This is a genomic window from Streptomyces sp. T028, from assembly GCF_048159505.1.
Taxonomy (GTDB): domain Bacteria; phylum Actinomycetota; class Actinomycetes; order Streptomycetales; family Streptomycetaceae; genus Streptomyces.
Genome location: NZ_JBLRVZ010000078.1, coordinates 1 through 22,630, shown reverse-complemented (window position 1 = coordinate 22,630; position 22,630 = coordinate 1). Strand labels below are relative to the sequence as shown.

At 73.3% G+C, this 22,630-nt stretch carries 21 protein-coding genes; 4 read left to right on the top strand and 17 right to left on the bottom strand.

Annotated features, from left to right (window positions below):
* Positions 1 to 55: 55 nt before the first annotated feature.
* The 9 genes from ACLZN2_RS48440 to rimP form a co-directional block, all read right to left on the bottom strand.
* Positions 56 to 1,003, bottom strand: a complete 948-nt coding sequence (locus tag ACLZN2_RS48440) for a bifunctional riboflavin kinase/FAD synthetase (protein WP_416986458.1) — start codon at positions 1,001 to 1,003, stop codon at positions 56 to 58.
* Positions 1,004 to 1,141: 138 nt separating this feature from the next.
* Positions 1,142 to 4,996, bottom strand: coding sequence for a trypsin-like peptidase domain-containing protein (locus tag ACLZN2_RS48435; protein ID WP_416986457.1), 3,855 nt, complete (start codon positions 4,994 to 4,996; stop codon positions 1,142 to 1,144).
* A gap of 262 nt (positions 4,997 to 5,258) precedes the next feature.
* Positions 5,259 to 6,164 carry a tRNA pseudouridine(55) synthase TruB gene (gene truB / locus ACLZN2_RS48430; RefSeq protein WP_416986456.1) on the bottom strand — a complete coding sequence of 302 codons (906 nt, stop codon included), beginning with the start codon at positions 6,162 to 6,164 and terminating at the stop codon, positions 5,259 to 5,261.
* Positions 6,161 to 6,610 carry a 30S ribosome-binding factor RbfA gene (rbfA, locus tag ACLZN2_RS48425; RefSeq protein ID WP_416986455.1) on the bottom strand — a complete coding sequence of 150 codons (450 nt, stop codon included), beginning with the start codon at positions 6,608 to 6,610 and terminating at the stop codon, positions 6,161 to 6,163. The genes truB and rbfA overlap by 4 nt, the downstream gene beginning before the upstream one ends.
* A 47-nt stretch (positions 6,611 to 6,657) precedes the next feature.
* Positions 6,658 to 6,954 carry a DUF503 domain-containing protein gene (locus ACLZN2_RS48420; RefSeq protein ID WP_416986459.1) on the bottom strand — a complete coding sequence of 99 codons (297 nt, stop codon included), beginning with the start codon at positions 6,952 to 6,954 and terminating at the stop codon, positions 6,658 to 6,660.
* A 417-nt stretch (positions 6,955 to 7,371) separates the two neighbouring features.
* Complete coding sequence (gene infB / locus ACLZN2_RS48415; RefSeq protein ID WP_416986454.1) at positions 7,372 to 10,461, bottom strand: translation initiation factor IF-2; 3,090 nt, start codon at positions 10,459 to 10,461, stop codon at positions 7,372 to 7,374.
* Positions 10,462 to 10,608: 147 nt separating this feature from the next.
* The gene (locus ACLZN2_RS48410) at positions 10,609 to 10,923 is read right to left on the bottom strand and encodes a YlxR family protein (RefSeq protein WP_416986453.1); all 315 of its coding nucleotides are present in this window, start codon (positions 10,921 to 10,923) and stop codon (positions 10,609 to 10,611) included.
* A 173-nt stretch (positions 10,924 to 11,096) separates the two neighbouring features.
* Positions 11,097 to 12,083: a transcription termination factor NusA gene (gene nusA / locus ACLZN2_RS48405; RefSeq protein WP_416986452.1), complete on the bottom strand. Its 987-nt coding sequence runs from the start codon at positions 12,081 to 12,083 to the stop codon at positions 11,097 to 11,099.
* A 2-nt stretch (positions 12,084 to 12,085) separates the two neighbouring features.
* Positions 12,086 to 12,598, bottom strand: coding sequence for a ribosome maturation factor RimP (gene rimP, locus ACLZN2_RS48400; RefSeq protein WP_416986451.1), 513 nt, complete (start codon positions 12,596 to 12,598; stop codon positions 12,086 to 12,088).
* Between the two features lie 200 nt (positions 12,599 to 12,798).
* Between rimP and ACLZN2_RS48395 the strand changes: the two genes are divergently transcribed.
* From ACLZN2_RS48395 to ACLZN2_RS48385, 3 genes are read left to right on the top strand one after another with little or no spacing between them, the layout of a single operon-like run.
* Positions 12,799 to 13,353, top strand: coding sequence for a hypothetical protein (locus ACLZN2_RS48395; RefSeq protein WP_416986450.1), 555 nt, complete (start codon positions 12,799 to 12,801; stop codon positions 13,351 to 13,353).
* Positions 13,350 to 13,826, top strand: coding sequence for a ferritin-like domain-containing protein (locus ACLZN2_RS48390; protein WP_416986449.1), 477 nt, complete (start codon positions 13,350 to 13,352; stop codon positions 13,824 to 13,826). The genes ACLZN2_RS48395 and ACLZN2_RS48390 overlap by 4 nt, the downstream gene beginning before the upstream one ends.
* Positions 13,827 to 13,870: 44 nt before the next feature.
* Positions 13,871 to 14,776, top strand: a complete 906-nt coding sequence (locus ACLZN2_RS48385; protein WP_416986448.1) for an aminoglycoside phosphotransferase family protein — start codon at positions 13,871 to 13,873, stop codon at positions 14,774 to 14,776.
* Positions 14,777 to 14,988: 212 nt separating this feature from the next.
* On the opposite strand, the gene ACLZN2_RS48380 is transcribed toward ACLZN2_RS48385, so the two are convergent.
* The 4 genes from ACLZN2_RS48380 to ACLZN2_RS48365 are packed head-to-tail and all read right to left on the bottom strand — an operon-like array spanning position 14,989 to position 18,020.
* Positions 14,989 to 15,204, bottom strand: coding sequence for a ferredoxin (locus ACLZN2_RS48380; protein WP_416986447.1), 216 nt, complete (start codon positions 15,202 to 15,204; stop codon positions 14,989 to 14,991).
* Position 15,205: 1 nt separating this feature from the next.
* On the bottom strand, positions 15,206 to 16,423 hold the full coding sequence (locus ACLZN2_RS48375; RefSeq protein ID WP_416986446.1) for an NADH-ubiquinone oxidoreductase-F iron-sulfur binding region domain-containing protein: 1,218 nt from the start codon (positions 16,421 to 16,423) through the stop codon (positions 15,206 to 15,208).
* Positions 16,420 to 17,001: a ferric reductase-like transmembrane domain-containing protein gene (locus tag ACLZN2_RS48370; RefSeq protein ID WP_416986445.1), complete on the bottom strand. Its 582-nt coding sequence runs from the start codon at positions 16,999 to 17,001 to the stop codon at positions 16,420 to 16,422. Before ACLZN2_RS48370 ends, ACLZN2_RS48375 begins: the two co-directional genes overlap by 4 nt.
* Positions 16,998 to 18,020: an FAD:protein FMN transferase gene (locus tag ACLZN2_RS48365; protein ID WP_416986444.1), complete on the bottom strand. Its 1,023-nt coding sequence runs from the start codon at positions 18,018 to 18,020 to the stop codon at positions 16,998 to 17,000. The genes ACLZN2_RS48370 and ACLZN2_RS48365 overlap by 4 nt, the downstream gene beginning before the upstream one ends.
* 45 nt (positions 18,021 to 18,065) lie before the next feature.
* Here ACLZN2_RS48365 and ACLZN2_RS48360 point away from each other — a divergent pair, with 45 nt between their 5' ends.
* Complete coding sequence (locus tag ACLZN2_RS48360; protein WP_416986443.1) at positions 18,066 to 18,485, top strand: hypothetical protein; 420 nt, start codon at positions 18,066 to 18,068, stop codon at positions 18,483 to 18,485.
* Positions 18,486 to 18,538: 53 nt separating this feature from the next.
* Here the strand turns inward: ACLZN2_RS48360 and ACLZN2_RS48355 are convergent, their stop codons facing one another.
* From ACLZN2_RS48355 to ACLZN2_RS48340, 4 genes are all read right to left on the bottom strand, one after another.
* Positions 18,539 to 20,242, bottom strand: coding sequence for a proline--tRNA ligase (locus ACLZN2_RS48355; protein ID WP_416986442.1), 1,704 nt, complete (start codon positions 20,240 to 20,242; stop codon positions 18,539 to 18,541).
* A 74-nt stretch (positions 20,243 to 20,316) separates the two neighbouring features.
* Complete coding sequence (locus ACLZN2_RS48350) at positions 20,317 to 20,850, bottom strand: GNAT family N-acetyltransferase (protein ID WP_416986441.1); 534 nt, start codon at positions 20,848 to 20,850, stop codon at positions 20,317 to 20,319.
* Between the two features lie 21 nt (positions 20,851 to 20,871).
* Complete coding sequence (locus ACLZN2_RS48345) at positions 20,872 to 21,720, bottom strand: GNAT family N-acetyltransferase (RefSeq protein WP_416986440.1); 849 nt, start codon at positions 21,718 to 21,720, stop codon at positions 20,872 to 20,874.
* 268 nt (positions 21,721 to 21,988) lie between these two features.
* Positions 21,989 to 22,630 (bottom strand): flavodoxin-dependent (E)-4-hydroxy-3-methylbut-2-enyl-diphosphate synthase (locus ACLZN2_RS48340; RefSeq protein WP_416986439.1); only part of this gene is annotated, 642 nt, incomplete at its 5' end.

Below are 22,630 nucleotides of genomic sequence, written 5' to 3'. Positions count from 1 at the left end.
GGCGGCCGGTGTCCCACGACACCGGCCGCCCCTCGGCCGTACAGACGGAGAAAACCTACTCCGCCGCCGCCACCAGCTCCCGGCAGCGCTTCACGTCCTGGGCCATCTGCTCCAGCAGACCCTCCAGCGAGTCGAACTTCGCCTGGCCGCGCACGAAGGCCAGGAAGTCGACGGCGACATGCAGCCCGTACAGGTCGAGGCCGACGCGGTCGATGGCGTACGCCTCCACCGTGCGCTCGGTGCCGTCGAACTGCGGGTTGGTGCCGACGGAGATCGCGGCCGGCATCGCCTCGCCGCCCGCGTGCAGCCAGCCCGCGTAGACGCCGTCGGCCGGGATCGCGGTGTGCGGGAGGGTCTCGACGTTGGCCGTGGGGAAGCCGAGCTCCCGGCCGCGCTGGGCGCCGCGTACGACCACGCCCTCGACGCGGTGCGGGCGGCCAAGGATCTCCGCCGCGCCCTCGACGTCGCCCGCGCCGACCAGACGGCGGGTCAGGGTCGAGGAGAACGGCTCGCCGCCGCCCGCCTCGCCGCACAGCACCAGGTCGACGACCTCGACCTCGAAGTCGTACACCTTGCCCTGCTCGGCGAGGAACTCGACGTTGCCCGCGGCCTTGTGGCCGAAGCGGAAGTTCGGGCCCTCGACGACGGCCTTGGCGTGCAGCTTGTCGACGAGGACCTTCACGACGAACTCGGCCGGCGACAGCTTCGAGAACTCGGTGGTGAAGGGGAGGATCAGCAGCGCGTCCACGCCCAGCTCCGCCATCAGCTCGGCGCGGCGGTGGTGCGGGGCGAGCAACGGCGGGTGGCTGCCGGGGCGGACGACCTCGCTGGGGTGCGGGTCGAAGGTGACGACGACGGAGGGGACGCCCAGCTCACGGGCGCGGTCCACGGCGTGCCGGATGATCAGCTGGTGCCCGCGGTGGACCCCGTCGTAGGAGCCGATGGTGACGACGCTGCGTCCCCAGTCCTCGGGGATGTCCTCCAAGCCACGCCAGCGCTGCACTGTGACCGCTCCTCGAACCCGTGTCCGTATGTTCCCTTGCCTCTTACGCAGGTCTAAGGGTGCCATGCCGGGTGCTCCCCGCCCGCATCGGCATCGGGGCTGTGACTCGATCCACGTGCGCCGACGGGATCGCGCGGGTCACGCGGGCACCGGCACCCCCGCGAGGTCCTCCAGTGTGCGCCGCGCGCCCGGGCCGACCAGGACCGCCCAGTCCCCCGGTGCCTCGGTGAACCAGCCGGTCGCCCGCTCGGCGAAGCCCGGGATGTGGCGGGCCAGCTCGACCAGGCCGCGGTCGAAGCGGGTCGCGCCGTCCGGAGTGCGGGCCAGGAGCAGGCCGGTGCGGTGGACGAGGGTGCGCAGCTCCTCACCGCGCCGCTGCGGGGCCGCGTGCAGTACGGCGTCCAGGACGGCCGGTGTGTGTTCGTGGGCCAGCAGGAACTCCAGCAGCTCGCGCCGCAGCGGACGCGAGTCGGGGGTGCCGGGGGCGAGCAGGACACCGGCCAGCGCGGCCCGCACCTGCTCGGGGCCGCCGGCCTCCAGCAGGCCGGTGACCAGCGGAAAGAGGACGGACCGGACGGCCGGACCGTGGTCCAGGCGGCGGTCGACGTACGCGGCCACGTCTCCGGCCGTGTGCGGCCGCCGCCGTACCGCCTCCCGTACGACGGCGGCGACCTCGTGGGTGAGAGCGGGCGGGGTGGCGTCGGCGAGGGCGCGCAGGGTGCCGCTCGCGCCGGGGCTGTCCAGCCGGGCCCGGACGGCGTCCAGGACGGGCTCGGGATGGGTGCCGAGCGCGGTGAGCAGGTCGCCGGGCGGGAGTCGCGGATCGCCCGCCGCGAACCGCTCCAGCGCCTGCGGCAGATGGCGGTCGCGGGTCTCGGGGTCCCGGACGAGGAGGGCGAGGGCGCCGCTGTGCAGGGCGCCGTCGTCGGGGCAGGTGAGCAGGGCGAGGGCCGCGCGGCGCAGTTGGCCCCGGTCGGCGTCGGCGGTCGCGTGGGGGGCGGTGCGCAGCGCGTACGCAAGCGCCGCGGCCCGCCGGGCGGGGCGCTCGTCGTGGGCCCAGCGGTCGACGGCCCGGCAGAGCGCGGACGGATCGTCCTCCGCGAGCACGGCGAGCAGTTCGTCGGCCCGTCGGTGCCCGCAGCCCACGAGGACCTCGGTGAGGTCGTCCGGCGCCCGGTGCCGGTGCGTGTGCAGCAGCGCCTGCGCCGCCGTCGCCACCGTGGCGTGCGGCGTCGCGGGCAGCGGCCGCTCGTCGTCGAACCAGCGGGTGAGACACGGCTGTACGGCGGTGGGGTCGTCGGCGAGGAGACGGGCGACGGCGTCGAGGTGACGGGGGCCGCCACAGCCCTCCGGGGCGGCGTCGGCGAGGACCAGTCGGCGCAGCAGGTCGAGGCGCGGCTCGGGCGGAAGGGCGAGCCGCGTCCAGAAGCCGGGGCCGAACTCGGGCCGCCGGGCCACCTGTTCGTCCCCCGCCCCGATGCGGTCGGCGAGGAGCTGGAGCACTCCCGTGTACGGGGTCGCGTCCGGGACGCGCAGCAGGGTCTCGGTAAGGAGTCGGGCGGCCCACCAGGACTCCCCCTCGGAGCCCAGCGCGCGCAGCAACCCCTCCAGACGGGCGAGGAGTTGGCGGGCTCCCTGCTGACGGCCGACGAGGAGCAGGGCCTGAACGACGGGGCCGATGCGGTGGTGCGGGACGGGGAGGGGATGGCCGCCCTCTGGGGTGCGGCGGCGGTGGACCAGGGCGCGCAGGGCCTCGTCGAGGTCGAGGTGGACGCCCTGGATCCAGTCGGCGAGTTCCTCGTGGGCGAAGCGGTAGCCGCCGCCGGCGGGTACGAGCAGTCCCTCAGTGAGGACGGCGGAGGCCCAGCCGGTGCCGCCGCCGAGCCGGGCGGGCGCCGGACCCCAGGGGAACACGGCCTCGAAGGACGCCCGGTCCAGCTCGCCCTGCCCGGGCCCCAGGCTGCGCCGGGCGGCCTCGTGGACCTGGCCGGAGACTTTCGCGGCGAGCCGCCGTACCGCGGTGCCGCGCAGGCCGTTCTCGGCGGCGAGGCGGACGGCGACGCGCAGGCACATCAGGTCGAGGTAGGCGGAGAGGACGTCGTCGCGGTCGACGGGGTGGGCGGGCGGGGCGTCGGGCGGTGCGGCGGGCAGGGCGGCGCTGATCTCGGAGAGGAGCCGGATCGTGAGCGGGTGGCGGGCGTCGGGGCCGGTGAGCGCGGTGCCGGGGACTGCGTACCGGGCGCGGGCGGCTCGGGCCTCGTCGGGGGTGAGGTCGCCGAGTGGGACGCAGGGCGGAAGGGCACGGGCCGTCTCCTCACGAGGCTCTGTGCCGTCGTACAGCATCTCTGGCGGGAAGGTGGTCCCGGCCCGCTCCCAGTACTCGGGGCGGCAGGCCACCATCAGCCGCGCGCCCGTCCGCCGCAGCCACTGCGCGGTGCCCTCGGTCCAGTCGGCGAGCCGGTGGGCGAGGACGGGCGGCATCTCCTCGGGGCCGTCGAGCAGGAGGAGCAGGGGGCGCCCGGCGGCGTGCGCGAGGCGGGCCAGGCGCTCGGGGCGGATGTCGCCGAGATCGGCGGGGTCCGTGCCGGCGGACGGCCCCGCTGCCCCGCCCCCTGTCGGCCGTCCCTCGTGCGAGACGGCCACGACTCGGGCAGCGCGGTTCAGCGCCCTACGGGCCGCGTCCGCGATCGAGTCGTCGTCCTCCCTGAGGTCGGCGCCGCGCAGCCACAGGGTGGGGGCGGGTTCGGGGCCGCGGGCGCGGCGGGCGGCGAGGGCCGCGAGTTCCGTCGTACGGCCGCTGCCCGGTGGCCCGACGAGCCCGAGAACGGCCGCCGGGCCGCCGGTGAAGGCGGTGAAGGCGGCGAACTCCCGTGCCGTCGCCGCGCGTTCGACCGTGGCGACCGTGGCCACGGCTGTACCGCCGGGGCCGCCGGGGTGCGCGGGGAGGGTGCCGGAGTGCCCGGAGAAGGCACCGGAGTGCCCGGAGTGCCCGGAGAGGCCGCCGGAGAGGCCGCCGGAGAGGCCGGAGAGGCGGAAGAAGGCGCCGGAGTGCCCGGGGAGGGCGCCGGAGTGCCCGGAGAAGGCGCCCGACTGCCCGGAGAAGGCGCCCGACTGCCCGGAGAGGGTGCCCGACTGTCCGGAGAGGGTGCCCGACTGTCCGGAGAGGGTGCCCGACTGTCCGGAGAGGGTGCCGGGGTGTCTGGAGAGAGGGTGTCCGGGGAGGGTGCCGGGTGGGGCGTCCGAGGCCACCGCGGTGGCGGTGAGCTCCAGGACGCCCGCGAGATTGAGGTCGGCCCCGTACGCGGGCACGGTCGCCGCGTTGCGGGCGAGCAGATCGGCCAGCGGGCCGGGGGCGGCGGGGCGCAGCGGTACGGCGAAGCCCGCCTCGCGGTCGCCGGAGCGCCGGGCGGTGGCCAGGGCCGCGACGACCGCGCCCGTCCCGGCGTCGATCACCGGTCCCCCGGTCGTGCCGCCGCCCGGCCGCAGCGCGTCCCGGCCCGCCGTGCCGATCGCCAGTTCCAGTGCGCCGTCGAGGCGGTGGGAGCGGTCCATGGCCGTGTACGTCACCTGCGTCGCGCCAAGCACCCTGGCCTCGCGCCAGCAGCCCGCGGCCAGCCGGACGTACGACCCGGTGTCGACCGACTCCCGGACCGTCACCGGCAGCGGGGGCGTGCCGAGGCCCTCCGTGCGGACGAGGGCCAGGTTCAGTTCCGGGAGCGGGGTGACCGCGTCGGCGGTCACGGCGCAGGCGCGGTCGTCGGCGCCGTACAGGACGAGGCGGGGCAGGCCGTCCACGGCCTCGTGGCTGGTGACGACCGTGCCGAGGTGGTCGGCGACGAAGCCGGTGCCGCGCGGGCGGCCCGAGAGGTCGCGGAGGAGGACGAGGGAGGCGGCGTCGGGGTGGGCTTCGCCGGGTGGTTCGTGCGGGAGTGGGTCGGCGGGGGCGGTGTACGTGCCGTGGTCGTCGTCCGTCCGCGGGCCCTGTCCCGTCATCGCCCTACCTCCCCGCAGCGCCCTTGTGCCCTCGCTTCGACGGTAGGCGGGCGATGATCAAGAAGACAGGCCCCGGAACGAACGCGCCCCCCTGCGCTCCCTCGGTTCACTCCGAGCGCCTGCCCGGACGGGTGAATGAACGGGGGCCGTTGGATACACCCTAGGGGTGGGGGAACCGAGGGGGGACCGTGGAGCGGCGGGGCAGAGGAACACCCCGTGTCCGCCGCTCCACGGGCAAAGGCGGCGCGCGAGCCGGATCGGCTCAGCTCAGTACGGCGAGGCTCTTGGCCTTGCCCTTCTGCTCCTCCACCAGGGCCAGGAAGCGGCCCTCGGGGTCGAAGACGGCGACGGGGCCGGCGCCCGCGTACTCCTCGGGCATCTCCAGACGGACGCCGTTGGTGAGCAGCCGGGCCCGCTTGGCGTCCACGTCCCAGCGGGGGAACGCGGCCGCGGCGGCCTCGGCTATCGGCATCACGCTCAGCTCCTGCTGGAGCTGGTCGAGCGTCTTCGCCGCGTCCAGCTTGTACGGGCCGACGCGGGTGCGGCGCAGAGCGGTGAGGTGGCCGCCGACGCCGAGGTCGGCGCCCAGGTCGCGGGCGAGGGCGCGGATGTAGGTGCCGGAGGAGCAGACGACCGACACGACCAGGTCGAGGACGGGGGTGCCGTCCTCGGCGACGGCGTCCCGGACGTCGTACACGGCGAAGGAGGAGATGGTCACCGGGCGGGCCGGGATCTCGAAGTCCTCGCCGTCACGGGCCCGCTTGTAGGAGCGCACGCCGTTGATCTTGATGGCGCTGACCTTGGACGGCACCTGCATGATGGCGCCGGTGAGCTTGGCGATGCCGGCGTCGACGGCGTCCCGGGTGACCTTGGAGGCGTCGACGGAGGCGGTGATCTCGCCCTCCGCGTCGTCCGTCAGGGTCGTCTGGCCGAGGCGGATCGTGCCGAGGTACTCCTTCTCGGTGAGGGCGAGGTGACCGAGGAGCTTGGTCGCCTTCTCCACGCCGAGGACGAGGACGCCGGTCGCCATGGGGTCGAGCGTGCCGGCGTGGCCGACGCGGCGGGTCTTCGCGATCCCGCGCATCTTGGCCACGACGTCGTGGGAGGTGAAACCCGACGGCTTGTCGACGATGACGAGGCCGTCGGGCGCGGTGGACTTACGGTTCATTCGGCGGTGTCGTCCGTCTCGTCGTCACCGGGCTTGCGGTACGGGTCGGCCTCGCCGGCGTACCCGGCGCCCGCGGACGCCTCGCGGACCTTCGCGTCGGCGGCGCGCGCCTTGTCGAGAAGGTCGTCGATGGTGCGGGCGTTGTCCGGGAGGGCGTCGGCGACGAAGGCCAGCGTCGGCGTGAACTTCACGCCGGCCGCGCGGCCGACCTCGGAGCGAAGGATGCCCTTGGCGCTCTCCAGGCCGGCGGCGGCCGCCTTGCGGTCCTCGTCGTCGCCGTACACGGTGTAGAAGACGGTCGCCTCCCGGAGGTCACCTGTGACCCTGGTGTCCGTGATGGTGACGTGGGAACCGAGCCGCGGGTCCTTGATCCCGCGCTGCAGCTTCTGCGCCACCACCTCTCGGATGAGGTCCGCCAGCCTCTTGGCGCGCGCGTTGTCGGCCACTGGTCCGTCTCCCGTTCTTTCTTGCTTGTCGTGTCTGTGTTCTGTGGTCAGTCGTCGTCTTCGCCGTGGAAGCGGCGTCTGACCGACAGCAGTTCCACCTCCGGGCGGGCGGCGACGAGCCGTTCGCACCGGTCCAGTACGGCGGTCAGGTGCTCCGCGTCACCGGAGACCACGGCGAGGCCTATACGGGCCCTGCGGTGGAGGTCCTGGTGGTCGACCTCGGCCGCGCTCACCGCGTACTTGCGCTGGAGCTCGGCGACGATGGGGCGGACGACGGAGCGCTTCTCCTTCAGTGACCGTACGTCGCCGAGGAGGAGATCGAAGGACAGAGTCCCCACGTACATGTGCAGCCGGTTCACCCGCCGGTACGGGATCGGTGGCCCTGTCGGGCTTGTGGGACAGGGGCATCATGAACGGTACCCCGATCCTGCCGTCTGCTCGACGGGGTTTCCCACCCACCCACCCGACTCGGTCGGGTGAGAGGTACACCAACCCCCGGGGCTCCGCCCCGGACCCCGGCTTGCCCACCCACCCGCCCGACTCGGTCGGGTGAGAGGTGCACCAACCCGGGGGCTCCGCCCCCGACCCCGGCGGGGACTGCGTCCCCTGCACCCCTTTGCGGGGCTCCGCCCCTGCACCCCGGCAAGGCCTCGGCCCTTCAGGGGCGAAGGTGGGTCTGGGGGCGGCAGCCCCCAGGGAGCAGACGGGCGGGTGCCGGTCCGCGGGGGTGAAACCCTGCGGACCGGCACCCGAACCGGGGCTTACACCCGCGGCTTCTCGCGCATCTCGTACGTCGCGATGACGTCATCGATCTTGATGTCGTTGAAGTTGCCGAGGTTGATACCGCCCTCGAACCCTTCGCGGATCTCGGTGACGTCGTCCTTGAAGCGACGCAGGCCCTCGATGGTGAGGTTCTCCGCGATCACCTTGCCGTCGCGGACGAGGCGTGCCTTGGTGTTGCGCTTGACCTCGCCCGAGCGGATGAGGACACCGGCGATGTTGCCCAGCTTGGACGACTTGAAGACCTCGCGGATCTCCGCCGTACCGAGCTCGACCTCTTCGTACTCCGGCTTGAGGAGACCCTTCAGGGCCGCCTCGATCTCCTCGATCGCCTGGTAGATGACCGAGTAGTAGCGGACGTCGACGCCTTCGCGCTCGGCCATCTGCTGCGCACGGCCGGCTGCCCGGACGTTGAAGCCGATGACGATCGCGTCGGAGCCCATGGCCAGGTCGATGTCCGACTCCGTGACCGCACCGACGCCGCGGTGCAGGACGCGGATGTCGACCTCTTCGCCGACGTCCAGCTGGAGCAGGGAGGACTCGAGGGCCTCCACCGAACCGGACGCGTCACCCTTGATGATCAGGTTCAGCTGCTGGACCTCGCCGGCCTTCAGCGCCGCGTCCAGGTTCTCCAGGGAGAACCTGCGCGTGCGCTTGGCGAAGGCGGCGTTGCGCTCACGGGCCGCACGCTTCTCGGCGATCTGGCGGGCCGTACGGTCCTCCTCGACCACGAGGAAGTTGTCGCCGGCGCCCGGGACGTTGGTCAGGCCGAGGACCTGGACCGGCGTCGAGGGGCCTGCCTCGGCCACGTTGTTGCCGTTGTCGTCGAGCATGGCGCGGACGCGACCGTAGGCGTCGCCCACGACCATCGTGTCGCCGACCCGCAGGGTGCCTCGCTGGACGAGGACCGTCGCCACGGCACCGCGGCCGCGGTCGAGGCGGGACTCGATCGAGATGCCCTGCGCGTCCTGGTGGGGGTTGGCCCGCAGGTCGAGCGAGGCGTCGGCGGTCAGGATGACGGCCTCGAGGAGGTCGTCGATGTGCAGACCCTGCTTGGCGGAGATGTCGACGAACATGGTGTCGCCGCCGTACTCCTCGGCCACCAGGCCGTACTCGGTCAGCTGACCGCGCACCTTGGTCGGGTCGGCGCCCTCGACGTCGATCTTGTTGACCGCGACGACGATCGGGACGTCGGCCGCCTTGGCGTGGTTGAGCGCCTCGACCGTCTGCGGCATGACGCCGTCGTTGGCCGCGACGACCAGGATCGCGATGTCCGTCGACCGGGCACCACGGGCACGCATGGCGGTGAACGCCTCGTGACCCGGGGTGTCGATGAAGGTGATCGCGCGGTCCTCGTCGTTGACCTGGGTCGAGACCTGGTAGGCACCGATGTGCTGGGTGATGCCGCCGGCCTCGCCCGCGATGACGTTCGTCTTGCGGATGGCGTCGAGCAGTCGGGTCTTACCGTGGTCGACGTGACCCATGACGGTGACGACCGGGGGACGGACCACCAGGTCGTCCTCGTCGCCCTCGTCCTCGCCGAACTCGATGTCGAAGGACTCGAGCAGCTCGCGGTCCTCCTCCTCCGGGCTGACGATCTGAACCTCGTAGTTCATCTCGCCCGCGAGGAGCTGGAGGGTCTCGTCGGAGACGGACTGGGTCGCGGTGACCATCTCGCCGAGGTTCATCATGACCGCGACGAGCGACGCCGGGTTGGCGTTGATCTTCTCCGCGAAGTCGGTGAGCGACGCGCCGCGGGAGAGACGGATCGTCTCACCGTTGCCGCGAGGCAGCATCACACCGCCGACGGACGGGGCCTGCATGGCCTCGTACTCCTGGCGACGCTGACGCTTCGACTTGCGGCCACGACGGGCCGGACCGCCGGGACGACCGAAGGCGCCCTGCGTGCCACCACGGCCACCGGGACCGCCGGGACGACCGCCGAAGCCGGGACGGCCACCGCCGCCACCGAAGCCGCCGCCACCGCCGCCGGGGCCACCGCCACCGGGACGACCGGCGAAACCGCCGCCGCCACCCGGACGGGCGCCGCCGCCACCGGGACCGCCGGGACGACCGGCGAAGCCGCCGCCGCCACCGGGACGACCGCCGCCGCCGGGACGACCCGCACCGCCCGGACCGCGACCACCGGGGCCACCGCCGGGACGCGGGCCGGCAGCGGGACGCTGCGGCATCATGCCGGGGTTCGGACGCGGACCGCCGGGACGCGGACCACCGGGACCTGCACCCTGCGGACGCGGCATGCCCGCCGGAGACGGACGGGAACCACCCGGAGCCTGCGGACGGGGGCCGCCACCCTGGGCGCCGGGCGCCTGGGGACGGGGACCGCCGCCGGGGGCACCACCCGGGCCGCCGGGACGCGGAGCGCCCTGCGGACGGGGGGCCTGCGGACGGGCCATACCGGCGTTACCACCGGACGTGAAGGGGTTGTTGCCCGGACGCGGACCGGCCGGACGGGCACCGCCCGGACGCGGGGCGCCGGCACCACCGGGGCGCGGGCCCTGGGCGGCGGCCGGACGCTGGCCACGGTCCTGCTGGCCCTGGCCGGGACCGCCCGGACGGGCGCCGGGCCGGGGCGCGCCGGGGCGCGGGCCCTGGGCGGCGGCCGGACGAGGGGCCTGCGGGGCGGCCGGGGCCGACGGCGGAGCGGTGAACTCCGGGGCGGCGGGCGCCGGACGCGGCGCGGGCTTGGGACCGGGCACGGGACGCGGGCCCGGGGTCGCCGGCGCGGGGGCCGACGAGGCCGCGGGGGCGGCCGGAGTCGTGGGCGCCTGAGGCGCGGCGGGCCTGGGGGCGGCCGGCCGCGGGGCAGCCGGTCGGGCCGACTGCGCCGGGGAGGGCGCTCCAGGCTTGGGGGCGGCCTTGCGCGGGGCGGGCCTGGCGGACTTGCCGCCGCCGCCCTGGAAGGCGTCAGTCAGTTTGCGGACTACGGGCGCCTCGATGGTCGAAGACGCCGAACGGACGAATTCACCGAGTTCCTGGAGCTTGGCCATGACGACCTTGCTCTCCACGCCGAACTCCTTGGCGAGTTCGTATACCCGGACCTTAGCCACTTCGCTCCTTTTAGGTCCGGGTTGCCGCCGGACCGTCGCTACTTCATGGGCGTACTCATCGCGTGCTCATCGAGTGCTCATCGCAATCTCGACCTACTTCCAACTCGCGGGGTACCTGAGCCGCACGGACGTTCCGCGCGACGCTTCTTACGGTGTCGCCTGGTCGGCAACGGTTGCCTGATCGGCAACTGTCGTCTGCTCGACGTACTGGCGCAACGCCTTTGTGTCGAGCGCTCCCGGGGCGCGCAACGCCCGCGTGAACGCCCGGCGGCGCACCGCCTGGTCGAGACAGACCAGTGCGGGGTGTACGTACGCACCCCGGCCGGGCAGCGTACCGCGAGGATCGGGGACGCAAGCGTCCTCGATCGCCACGATGCGCAGCAGCTCCGTCTTGGCCGCTCGCTCCCGGCACCCCACACAGGTGCGTTCAGGGCATGCTCCGGCGTGCGTCCGGCCAGACACAGTTAAGTCTACCTCCCCGCGGCCACCTCACCCCTTTGGGGCAGGAGTCGAACGGTTGCCGCGATACATCTGACGTGATCTAAGCGGGCCCCGGCTTGGATCTATTCCCCCGAACGGCCCAACCGCAGGTGGGACAACCGGTCGGACGTCCGACCGGACGCCCGACCGGACGTCTACTCGGACGGCTGTTCCGTGTCCGGACGGATGTCGATCCGCCAGCCGGTGAGGCGGGCCGCGAGGCGGGCGTTCTGGCCCTCCTTGCCGATCGCCAGGGACAGCTGGTAGTCCGGCACGGTCACGCGCGCGGAGCGGGCCGCGAGGTCCACCACCTCGACCTTGTTGACCCGGGCCGGGGACAGCGCGTTCGCCACCATCTCGGCCGGGTCGTCCGACCAGTCGACGATGTCGATCTTCTCGCCGTTGAGCTCGCCCATCACATTGCGCACCCGGCCGCCCATGGGGCCGATGCAGGCGCCCTTGGCGTTCAGGCCCGACCGGGTGGAGCGAACCGCGATCTTCGTGCGGTGGCCGGCCTCGCGGGCGATGGCGGCGATCTCGACGGACCCGTCGGCGATCTCCGGCACCTCCAGCGCGAAGAGCTTCTTCACCAGATTGGGGTGGGTACGCGAAAGCGTGACCGAGGGACCGCGTACGCCCTTCGCCACCCGAACGACGTACGACCGGAGCCGCATGCCGTGCGGATACGTCTCTCCGGGGACCTGCTCCTGGACCGGCAGGATGGCTTCCAGCTTGCCGATGTCCACGAGCACGTTCTTGGGGTCGCGGCCCTGCTGGACCACTCCGGTGACGATGTCGCCCTCGCGGCCGGCGTACTCGCCGAGCGTCGCGTCGTCCTCGGCGTCGCGCAGCCGCTGCAGGATCACCTGCTTGGCGGTGGTGGCGGCGATACGGCCGAAGCCGGACGGGGTGTCGTCGAACTCGCGGGGCTCCTGGCCCTCTTCGAGGTCCTCGGGGTCCTCCTTCGCCCACACGGTCACATGCCCGGTCTCCCGGTTGAGCTCCACGCGCGCGTGCCGGCGGCTTCCCTCGGTGCGGTGGTAGGCGATGAGGAGGGCCGACTCGATCGCCTCGACCAGCAGGTCGAAGGAGATCTCCTTCTCCCGTACCAAGCCCCGCAGGGCACTCATGTCGATGTCCACGGCTACGCCTCCTCTTCCTTCTCGTCCTTGACGTCCTGGTCCTTGCGGTTGAACTCGACCTGCACGCGCGCCTTCGCGATGTCCGGGAAGGCGACTCTGCGGGCCTGGGCCTTGCGGCCCTTCACGCCGGGCACTTCGAGGTCGAGGCCGTCGTCGTCGGCCTTCAGGATCCGGGCGACCAGTTCGCCGCCCTCGGTCAGCTGGAACCTGACGAGCCGGCCGGTGGCGCGCACGTAGTGGCGGTGCTCGGTGAGGGAGCGCTCCGCGCCCGGCGTTCCGACCTCGAGGGTGTACTCGCCCGCGCCCATCGCGTCCGTCTCGTCGAGCTTCGCCGAGAGCGCACGGCTCACATCGGCGATCTGGTCCAGGTCCGCTCCGGTGTCGGAGTCGACGACGACACGCAGCACGCGCTTTCGGCCGACGGAGTCCACGGCGATCTCTTCGAGATCCAGGCCCTGGGAGGTGACGAGCGGTTCCAGGAGCTCTCGCAGCCTCTCGCTCTGGGTGGTGCTCATCCGGGTGACTCCTCGGCCGCGTGTGCTGTTGTGGGATGGGTCGCGTGTCTGGTCAAAGGGTATCCGGTCGCGGGGAGTGTTGCCGTCCACCGGTGCACGGAGGGTGGCGGAGGACTCTCGCAGGCACGTGCGAAGGTACGGTGATCACGAGCCCCTTGTTCCTTCCTTGTTCCCCGCTTGCTCCCCCGAGGACGTCCGCCGTGCCGTTGCGCAGAAGAACCCTGCTCGCCTCGACCGCCGGGGCCGCCCTCCTCGTGGGCTGCTCGTCCGGCGGGGACTCCGGGGACGGCGGTGAGAGCGTCGCCGCCTCCCCGTCGGTCACCGAGGTGGCACGCGCGCGTGCGGCGCGGGAGAGCACGGATCTCGTGGAGCGGTACGACGCCGTCCTCGCCGCCCACCCGACGCTGACGGCGCGGCTCGCCCCGCTGCGGGCGGAGGTCGTCCGGCATGTGGAGGCGTTCGGGGGCGCCGAGCCGACCTCTACGGCGACTCAGTCGACGTCGTCGACGGCGCCGACGCCGTCTGCCGTGAGCCCGTCTGTCACGAGTCCGTCCGCCACCCCGGCCACCGGTGCAACGGCTGCTCCCACGACCGCGAAGGACGCGCTCACCGGGCTGGCCGCCGCCGAGCGGGAGCTGGCGGACCGCAGGACGACCGCGCTGCTGGAGGTCCCGGGCGAGCTGGCGCGGCTGCTGGCCTCGGTGGCCGCCGCCGGTGCGGCCCACGCGTACCTGCTCACGGAGGCGAAGCGATGAGCGAGTCGAACGGCGGGGAACTGACCGCGCTGCAGGCCGCGCTGGCCGCCGAGCACGCCGCCGTCTACGGGTACGGCGTCGTCGGCGGACGGATCGGCGCCGGTCGGCGCACGGAGGCGCAGTCGGGATACGACGCGCATCGGGTGCGCCGGGACGCGCTGGTGCGCGAGGTGCGCGGCCTGGGCGCCGAGCCGGTCGCCGCGAGCGCCGCGTACGCGCTGCCGTTCCCGGTGGCGGACGCGGCGGCCGCGGTGCGGCTCGCGGCGGAGCTGGAGGAGCGGGTGGCCGGGGTGTACTCGGACCTGGTGCGGGCGGCCGGTGACCAGCGGCGCCGGGAGGCCGCGGGGGCGCTGCGGGAGGCGGCGGTGCGCGCGGTGCGCTGGCGCGGCGGGAGCGTAGCCTTCCCTGGGCTCGCCGAGCGGGCCGGTACGGATGCGGCGACCTCCGGAGTTTCGGTGACGCCGACCGCGTGACCCCGGAAAGGGGTGACCCGCAGAGGGAAGGGAACGACTCGCGCATGGCTTTCGAACCGCCGCAGCGTCTGGTGCGGGCTCTCGGTGAGACGGCACCGAGCGGTGACGACTGGTTGGAGAAGCTGCCGGACGCGGCCCAACAGGCCGTTGCTCTACGCGAGTTGACCGTTGAGCGGGTGCAGGTGCCGGGTGGCCGGAGCAGCCTGGTGGTGCTGGTGCGCCGTGCGGACGGGACGCCCGCCGTGCTCAAGCTGGCCCCGCCCCGGTTCCGGCCGGAGGCGGAGCGGGCGGCGCTGGCGCACTGGGGCGGGCTGGGCGCCGTACAGCTGCTGGACGGGCCGGTGACGGAGGGGGTGCTGCTGCTCGAACGGCTGCATCCGGATGTGTCGGTGCGGTCGCTGCCGGAGGCGAAGGCGCTGCTGGAGGCGGCGGGGACGTTGCGGCGGCTGTGGGTGGAGCCGCCTGCCGACGCGGGTGTCGCGAGCGGCTTCGAGACGGTCGCCGAGCGGACCGGGCGGCAGGCGGAGGCGATGCGGGCGAGTGCCCACGGGGAGGTCGTGGCGCTGGTGGACGCGGCTCTGGCGGCCCGGGAGGAGTTGCTGGCCGCGCCGTCCGAACACCGGCTGCTGCACGGGACGTTCCGGCAGAGCAAGGTGCTGGCGGCCGAGCGGACGCCCTGGCTGGCGGTGGGGCCGGATCCGGTGGTGGGCGAGTGCGCGTTCGATCTGGCGCGGCTGGTGCGGGACCGGGTGGAGGATCTGATCGCCTCGCCCTCCGGGGCGGCGACGACCCGGCGGCGGGTCAGGAAGCTGGCGGAGTCGCTGGAGCTGGATCAGGAGCGGGTGCGGGGGTGGACGCTTTTCCGTGCGGTCGAGTCCGGGGTGCGGGCCCTCCGGGTGGGGCGGCGGAAGGATGCGGAGCTGTTGCTCGAATTTGCCGGGTGGCTTTAGGGCGGTCGGGGGTGGGGGGTTTGGGTCGTGTTCGGGGTGCGGGTGCGTGGGGGCTGGTCGCGCAGTTCCCCGCGCCCCTTATAGGTGGGACCAGGCGGCCGGTGACTGCATAGTGCCGCCGAACAGCGCCCCTCTGCCGCGTGGGGGCAGGGGGCGCTGCGGTCCGGAGCTTCCACGCGAGCCCACCCCCTGCGTCGTCGGCTGATCTCCCGTCAGCCGGCGCGTGCCGGGGCGAGCTTGAGGGCGAGCACGGGGCAGTCGGCGGCGGCCCGGCGGGCCCGCTTGACCGTCCGGGCGGGGACCGGGGTGCCGTCGAGGAGCGGGTATCCCCATTCGTCGAGCGTGATGTGCTCCGGGAGGAGTTCCGCGCACAGGCCGTGGCCCTGGCAGGACGTCCAGTCGATGTCCAGGTTCATCTGCCGGTCCATGTCAGACCTCCTGGGGTACGGGCAGCAGGGGCGTGCGGTCGGTGGCCGTGCAGCGGCCGTGGGCGTGCGCGTCGGCCTCGGCGGCGAAGGTCGTCAGCGCGCTGCGGACCAGACGGACCGTGCCGTCCGGGTGATGGCAGGCGCCCCGGCCCTCGACGAGCCCCGACCAGCGGGCGAGGTCGGTGCGGACGGTGCCCTGGGGACCGGGCGTGGCGAGGGTGCCGAACGCGGCGGCGATCCGGGGCAGACCGTTGAGGCACGGGCCGCACTGGCCGGCCGACTGCAGCGCGAGATACCGCAGGACGCGGGCGGTCTCGGCGAGGCCGCAGCGGTCGGCGGGGAGCGCGGCCAGCACGCCCGCCCCCAAGTAGCCCGCGTCGACAGCGAGTTCGGCGGCCTCCCGGGCCGGGATCCAGGTGCCGTGGTAGCCGCCGACGAGGACCGCCGAGGCGTCCTCCAGGGGCAGCAGCCGGGTGAGCGGCAGACCGTACGGGGCCTCGATCACCCGGGGTTCGTGTCCCGCGACGTGGACCGTGCACAGGGCGCTGCCCGGCTGGGTGGGGGTGCCGGCGCCGCGGTACCAGTCGGCGCCGTAGCGGGCGACGAGCGCGAGATGGGCGAGGGTCTCGACGTTCTGCACGAGCGTGGGGGCTCGGTGCACGCCCCGCTCGCGGACCGGCGGGTTCTGGTGGGCGGGCAGGGCGGGGCCGCCGGAGACGAACCGGGCGAGCGCCGAGGCCTGCCCGGAGAGGAAGGACTTGGGCAGCCGGACGACCTTGACGGGCAGCGGGTCACCGGTGCGTTGCGCGAGGGCCGACTCCATCCAGGTCGCGCCGTCCTCCACGCCGAGGTACGCCTCCCCCGCGCCGACCGCGTGCGCCGCGATCTGCAGTCCGTCCAGGACGAGGTGCGGGGACAGGTGGAGCAGGGTCTTGTCCTTGCGGCTGGCGGGCTCGCCCTCCGCGCCGTTGGCGACGACCACCGGGGCGCGGCCGGTACGGCGGCCCGCCTCCGCCACCGAGACGAGCTTGCGGTACGTCGGGAACGCGGCCCCGCCTCGCCCGGTGAGACCGGATTCGGCCACCGTGCGCAGGACGCCCTCGGGGTCGCCGTAGGAGAGGGGGCCGTAGCGCTGGTGGTGGGTGGGCAGGTCGGCCGGGGCGCCGTCCGGGGCGAGGAGACGCGGGGACATGTAGAGGTCGGGGAAGGTGGCGGTCACGGGCGGGCTCCATCGGCGGTGCGCAGCAGGGCGGCGGGGGTACGGCGGGCGGCGCGGGCCGCGTGGGCGAGGCGGGCGCCTCCGGCGGTGACGACGGTGGCCACGCAGGCGATGGTGAGCCAGGTCATCCAGTCGGTGCCGGTGTCCGTACCGATGCCGATGCCGTGGATCAGGGCGACCGGCCAGGAGGCGTACGCCAGCCAGTGCAGGGTGCGCCAGGCGCGGTGGCCGATGCGCTCGCGGAGGAGACTGGTGATCACCACTGCGAGCATCAGGTCGAAGGCGACCGTGCCGAGGCCCAGCCACAGCGGCTGGTAGTCGGAGACGAAGGGGATCAGAACGTCGACGACCGTGATGTTCACATAGCTGTCGACGATCGCGGTGGTGATGTGCAGGGCCAGGAAGGCGGTGGCGGAGAGGGAGAGCGTGCGGTGCAGGCTCATCGTGCCGAAGCGGGGCAGACCCGGGACGCGGGTCCTCAGGCGGACGGCGATGCCGAGGAGTACGACGAGTGTGAAGAGGACGAGGGAGACGGCACCGGTGGCTCTGTTGGCGTACCAGAGGGTTTCGGAGGTCATGCGGCTGTCCCCCGGGGGGTGGCTGAGCGCGCCCCGCGGCGGAGCCGCTCATCGGCACAGTCCCGCGCCCCTGGGGTGATTGGCCAGCCCGGCGTTGTCACGATCAGGCCGTTTTGCGTAACCAGGCGGGCGGGGAGGCCCAGGCGGGTCAGCCATCTCTCCGCGCCCTCGCCCTTGACCAGCGCCGCCGTGCTTGCCGCGTTCGCGTCGGCGCAGGTGGCTGCGGCGACGGAGACCGTGCGCCAGGGAGAGCGGACCGGCAGGCCGGTGCGGGGGTCGACGATGTGGTGCAGGTCGTGGCCTCCGCGCTGCCAGCGCCGGGCGGTGGTGCCGGAGGTGGCCAGGCCGCCGCCGCGCATGCCGACGGTGGCGTACGAGCCCTGCGCGGGCGTCTCGTCCACCGGACCGGTGATGTCCTGGACGCGGATCTGCCAGCCGCCTGCCGGGGCCTCACCCGCGACGGCCGTGTCACCGCCCAGGCTGACCAGGATCCCGCAGCCGGCCGTCTCCGCCAGCAGCCGCGCGGCCCGGTCCGCGGCCCACGCCTTGGCGGTGGCGCCGAGGTCGAGGCGGACGCCCCGGGGGACGGTGACCGTGCCGGTGGCTCGGTCCAGGGTGACCGTGCGCCAGCCGGGGGTGCGGCGGAGCGTGAGGCGGACCGGGCGGTCGTCCTCCCGGACGAGGGCGAAGTCGCGGTCGTAGCCGATCGCGTCCATCGCGGAGCCTACGGTCGGGTCCACCGCGCCGTCGGTCGTCGCGGCGGCGCGCAGGGCCACGTCGAGGGCCTCGGCGAGCAGCGGGCTCACCCGGACCGGGCGGCCGGCGGTCGCGTCGAGGGCGGCGAGCTCGGAGTCGGGGCGGAAGCGGCTGCAGGCCGCGTCGACCTCGGCGAGGTGCCGGGCGAGGAGCAGGTTGCAGGACTCCAGCAGGGCCGGGTCGGTGACGACCAGGCGGACGGTGGTGCCGAGGGCACGCCAATCGGTGGCGGCCGTGGTACGGGGCTTGAGCGGCGTGGTCATCACGACGCCCCCGAGGTGGAGTCGGCGGAGCCGCCGGAGGAGGAGGTGAGACCGCTGGAGCTGTCGGAGGAGGACGAGTCCGTCGAGCTGGAGGAGTCGGTCGAACTCGAGGAGTCGGTCGAGCTGCTGGAGCTGTCCGAGGAGGAGTCCGTGCTCGTCGAGCTGCTTGAGCTGTCCGAGCCGCTGGAGCCGTCCGAGTCGCTGCTCGAACTCGAGCTCGAACTGGAGCTCGTCCCGCTGCTCGCCGTCGTGCTCGCGTCCGCCTGCATCGTGCCGATCAGGGCGAAGACTCCGGCCGCCCCGGCCAGCGTGATCGCGGCGGCGAAGGCCGCCGTGCGCCGTGCGCCTCTGCGGACCGCCGCGGCGGCCCCCCGCTCCTCTTCCCTGGTCGCCATGACCGTTCCCCTCCGTAGTGACGTTCTGTCACGCACTACGGTCGGGGAACGGTCTGAGAGAAGTCTGTGAGGATCCCATAGGCTCCGACAGAACTCCCTGAGAGCTTTCTTTAAGCGGTGAGCTTAAGCGGTGAGCCTCGCGATCGCCTCGTCCACCGTGAGCTCCTCGCGCTCGCCGGTCCGGCGGTCCTTCAGCTCCAGCACGCCCTCGGCGCTGCGACGGCCCGCGACCAGGATCTTCGGTACGCCGATCAGCTCGGAGTCGGTGAACTTCACGCCCGGGGAGACCCCGGCCCGGTCGTCGACCAGGACGCGCAGCCCGGCCGCCCGCAGCTTCTCGGAGACCCCCAGGGCCAGCTCGGTCTGGAGGGCCTTGCCCGCGGCGACCACGTGGACGTCGGCCGGGGCGACCTCGGCCGGCCAGCACAGGCCCTTGTCGTCGGCGGACTGCTCGGCGAGGGCCGCGACCGCGCGGGAGACGCCGATGCCGTAGGAGCCCATGGTGACGCGGACCGGCTTGCCGTTCTGGCCGAGGACGTCGAGCTTGAGGGCGTCGGCGTACTTGCGGCCGAGCTGGAAGATGTGGCCGATCTCGATGGCACGGTCCAGCTTGAGACCGGTGCCGCAGTTCGGGCAGGGGTCGCCCTCCTGGACGACCACGACGTCGACGTACGCGTCGACCTCGAAGTCACGGCCCGCGACGACGTTCTTCGCGTGCACGCCCTCCTTGTTGGCGCCCGTGATCCAGGAGGTGCCGGGGGCCAGGCGCGGGTCGGCGATGAAGGCGACCTTCTCGCCCCTGCCCTGCGGGCCGACGTAGCCCTTGACCAGGTCCGGGCGGCCCGCGAAGTCCGCCTCGGTGACCATCTCGACGACCGCCGGGGCGAAGTGCGCCTCGACCTTCCCCATGTCGACCTCACGGTCGCCGGGCACGCCCACGGCCACGATCTCGCCGTCGACCTTCACGAGGAGGTTCTTCAGGGTGTCGGAGGCCTGGACGCCGAGGTGGGCGGCGAGGGTCTCGATGGTGGGGGTGTCCGGGGTCGGGATCTCCTCCAGCGCGGGCACGCCCTCGGCGTCCACCGGCTTCAGCTCGTACGAGATCGCCTCGGTGTTGGCCGCGAAGTCGCAGTTCGGGCAGTCCGCGAAGGTGTCCTCGCCGGCGCCGGCCGGGGCGAGGAACTCCTCCGACTTGGAGCCGCCCATCGCGCCGGCGGTGGCGGCGCAGATGCGGTAGTCGAGGCCGAGGCGCGCGAACACCTTCTGGTAGGCCTCGCGGTGCAGGGCGTAGGACTGGGCGAGGCCCTCGTCCTCCGTGTCGAAGGAGTACGAGTCCTTCATCAGGAACTCACGGCCGCGCAGGATGCCGGCCCGCGGACGGGCCTCGTCACGGTACTTGTGCTGGATCTGGTACAGGATGACCGGCAGGTCCTTGTACGAGGACGCCTGGTCCTTGACCAGCAGGGTGAAGATCTCCTCGTGGGTCGGGCCGAGGAGGTAGTCGCCGCCCTTGCGGTCCTTCAGCCGGAACAACTCGGCGCCGTACTCGTCCCAGCGGCCGGTCGCGTCGTACGGCTCGCGGGGCAGGAGGGCCGGGAGCAGCACCTCCTGGGCGCCGATCGCGTCCATCTCCTCACGGACGATCCGCTCGACGTTGGCCAGCACCTTCTTGCCGAGCGGGAGCCAGGACCAGATGCCGGCGGCCGTGCGGCGGACGTAGCCGGCGCGGACGAGGAGCTTGTGGCTGAGGACCTCGGCGTCCGCCGGGTCGTCGCGCAAGGTCTTCGCCATCAACTGGGACATGCGCTGGACCGGTGCGTTCGCCATGGTTCTCGTACTCCTGCCGGGTAAGGGTGATGGCAAGGAGGTTAGCCGGGAGCGCGGTGTCGCCGGAAATCCGTTTACTTCCGCAGCAGCGGAAGGGGGGCGCCCATCACGGCGTACGGGCGGGGGGCGCTGGGGAACAGGACGCGACGGGCCAGGTCCTGGTAGCCGAGGGAGTGGTAGAGGGCGCGGGCGGGGCTGTCGTAGTCGATCGCGGAGAGGATCGAGCGGGGCTGGCTCGCGCCGTCGGTGATCGTGGTGATCAGGGCGCGGCCCGCGCCGCGGTTCTGGTAGGCGGGGTGGACGTGGAGCTCGGTGATGACGAAGGAGTCGTCGAGCCAGAAGTCGGTGCCCTGGGCGCGCAGGTAGGGCTCGACGACGGTGGACCACCAGTGGGTGCGGTCGTTGGGCATGCCGTAGACGAAGCCGGCGAGCCGGCCCTCGGGGGTGGTGGCGCCGAGCGCGCGGGCGCCCGGGTACGTCATGTGGCGCAGGACGATCTGGCGGCGGACCGCGACCTCGTCGGGGCCGAGGCCGAAGGCTACGGCCTGCACCGCGAGGGCCTCGTCCACATGGGCGGGGAGGTCCAGGGGGGCGATGACGAGATCCATGGCGGGGAGCCTACAGGTGCGTCAGAACAGCACGCTCATGAATGCCCCGACCTCCTGGAAGCCGACCCTCCGGTACGTCCTTCGCGCGGCCGTGTTGAAGTCGTTGACGTAGAGGCTGACCACCGGGGCCACGTCCGCGAGGGCGTAGCGCAGGACCGCGGCCATGCCCGGGGCGGCGAGGCCCCTCCCCCGGTACTCCGGGGCCACCCACACGCCCTGGATCTGGCAGGCCTGTGGGGTCGCCGCGCCGATCTCCGCCTTGAAGACGACCCTGCCGTGTTCGTCGAGGCGGGCGAAGGAGCGGCCGGAGCCGACGAGTTCGGCGACGCGGGCCTGGTAGAGCAGGCCTCCGTCGCCGGCCATCGGGGAGACGCCCACCTCCTCGGTGAACATCGCCACGCACGCCGGCATGATCGTCTCCATCTCGTCCTTGCGGATGCGGCGGACGTAGGGGTCGGGGGCGATGTCGGCGGGCAGACGGTCGGCGACCATCAGGGGCTGGTGTGCGCGGACCTCGCGGGCGGGGCCCCAGTGGGGTTCGAGGAGACGCCAGAGCTGGGCGGTGGAATCGGCGGGGCCGACGATGGAGGAGCAGCGGCGGCCGGCCCTGCGGGCGCGGTCGGCGAAGGCACGGATCGCGCGCGGGGTGGCGCAGAGGGGGACGAGGTTGGCGCCCGCGTAGCACAGGGACGTCAGCATGCCGTCCTCGTACCAGCCCCACATCTCGCCGCCGAGCCGCCAGGGGTCGAGACCCGCGACCTGCACGCGGGAGGTGACGAAGGCGTTGGCCACCGGCTCGCGGTCGAGGACGGCGAGCGCGGTGTCCAGGTCGCTCGGTTCGAGGACCCGGGAGGTGGTCTGGGTCAACACGTACGGGGCCTCACAACTCAGGGCTGCTGATCCCCGCACTGTACCTGCGGAAGCTGAGCGGTGCCGCCGCCGGTGTTCGGCGGTGACCGTGGGCCGGTCGTGCCGTCTGCTGGGGGCTGCCGCCCCTGGCCGCGCCGCCGGGGCCGGGCGCCTACGAACCCGAGAGGTTGCGCCGGGTTCGCGACGTGCGGGTTGTGTGGGGCTGATCGCGCAGTTCCCCGCGCCCCTTCGGGGCCTGCGGCCCCTCAAGGGCGCAACGCCACCGCCGTCAGCCCGCGACCGCCACTGAAGGCTCGCCCGAGGCGACTCCCGCTGCCTCCATCTGTTCGGCCAGCTTCATGGCCTCCTCGATGAGGGTTTCGACGATCTTGGACTCCGGGACGGTCTTGATGACCTCGCCCTTGACGAAGATCTGGCCCTTGCCGTTGCCCGAGGCGACGCCGAGGTCTGCCTCCCGGGCCTCGCCGGGGCCGTTCACCACACAGCCCATGACGGCNACTCGGAGGGGGACCTCCATGCCGGTGAGGCCGGCCGTGACCTCCTCGGCCAGCTTGTAGACGTCGACCTGGGCGCGGCCGCAGGACGGGCAGGAGACGATCTCCAGGCCGCGCTGCTTGAGGTTCAGCGACTCCAGGATCTGGTTGCCGACCTTGACCTCCTCGACCGGCGGGGCCGACAGGGAGACGCGGATCGTGTCGCCGATGCCCTGGGAGAGGAGCGCGCCGAAGGCGACCGCCGACTTGATCGTGCCCTGGAAGGCCGGGCCCGCCTCGGTGACGCCGAGGTGGAGCGGGTAGTCGCACTGGGCGGCCAACTGGCGGTAGGCCTCGATCATCACGACCGGGTCGTTGTGCTTCACCGAGATCTTGATGTCGCGGAAGTCGTGCTCCTCGAAGAGGGACGCCTCCCA

What these genes read in the sequence shown, in the direction of transcription:
- ACLZN2_RS48435 (WP_416986457.1), bottom strand. Translation starts at nt 4,996, where the DNA reads ATGACGGGACAGGGCCCGCGGACGGACGACGACCACGGCACGTACACC.
- truB (WP_416986456.1), bottom strand. Translation starts at nt 6,164, where the DNA reads ATGAACCGTAAGTCCACCGCGCCCGACGGCCTCGTCATCGTCGACAAG.
- ACLZN2_RS48420 (WP_416986459.1), bottom strand. Translation starts at nt 6,954, where the DNA reads ATGTACGTGGGGACTCTGTCCTTCGATCTCCTCCTCGGCGACGTACGG.
- rimP (WP_416986451.1), bottom strand. Translation starts at nt 12,598, where the DNA reads ATGAGCACCACCCAGAGCGAGAGGCTGCGAGAGCTCCTGGAACCGCTC.
- ACLZN2_RS48390 (WP_416986449.1), top strand. Translation starts at nt 13,350, where the DNA reads ATGAGCGAGTCGAACGGCGGGGAACTGACCGCGCTGCAGGCCGCGCTG.
- ACLZN2_RS48385 (WP_416986448.1), top strand. Translation starts at nt 13,871, where the DNA reads ATGGCTTTCGAACCGCCGCAGCGTCTGGTGCGGGCTCTCGGTGAGACG.
- ACLZN2_RS48380 (WP_416986447.1), bottom strand. Translation starts at nt 15,204, where the DNA reads ATGGACCGGCAGATGAACCTGGACATCGACTGGACGTCCTGCCAGGGC.
- ACLZN2_RS48370 (WP_416986445.1), bottom strand. Translation starts at nt 17,001, where the DNA reads ATGACCTCCGAAACCCTCTGGTACGCCAACAGAGCCACCGGTGCCGTC.
- ACLZN2_RS48365 (WP_416986444.1), bottom strand. Translation starts at nt 18,020, where the DNA reads ATGACCACGCCGCTCAAGCCCCGTACCACGGCCGCCACCGATTGGCGT.
- ACLZN2_RS48355 (WP_416986442.1), bottom strand. Translation starts at nt 20,242, where the DNA reads ATGGCGAACGCACCGGTCCAGCGCATGTCCCAGTTGATGGCGAAGACC.
- ACLZN2_RS48350 (WP_416986441.1), bottom strand. Translation starts at nt 20,850, where the DNA reads ATGGATCTCGTCATCGCCCCCCTGGACCTCCCCGCCCATGTGGACGAG.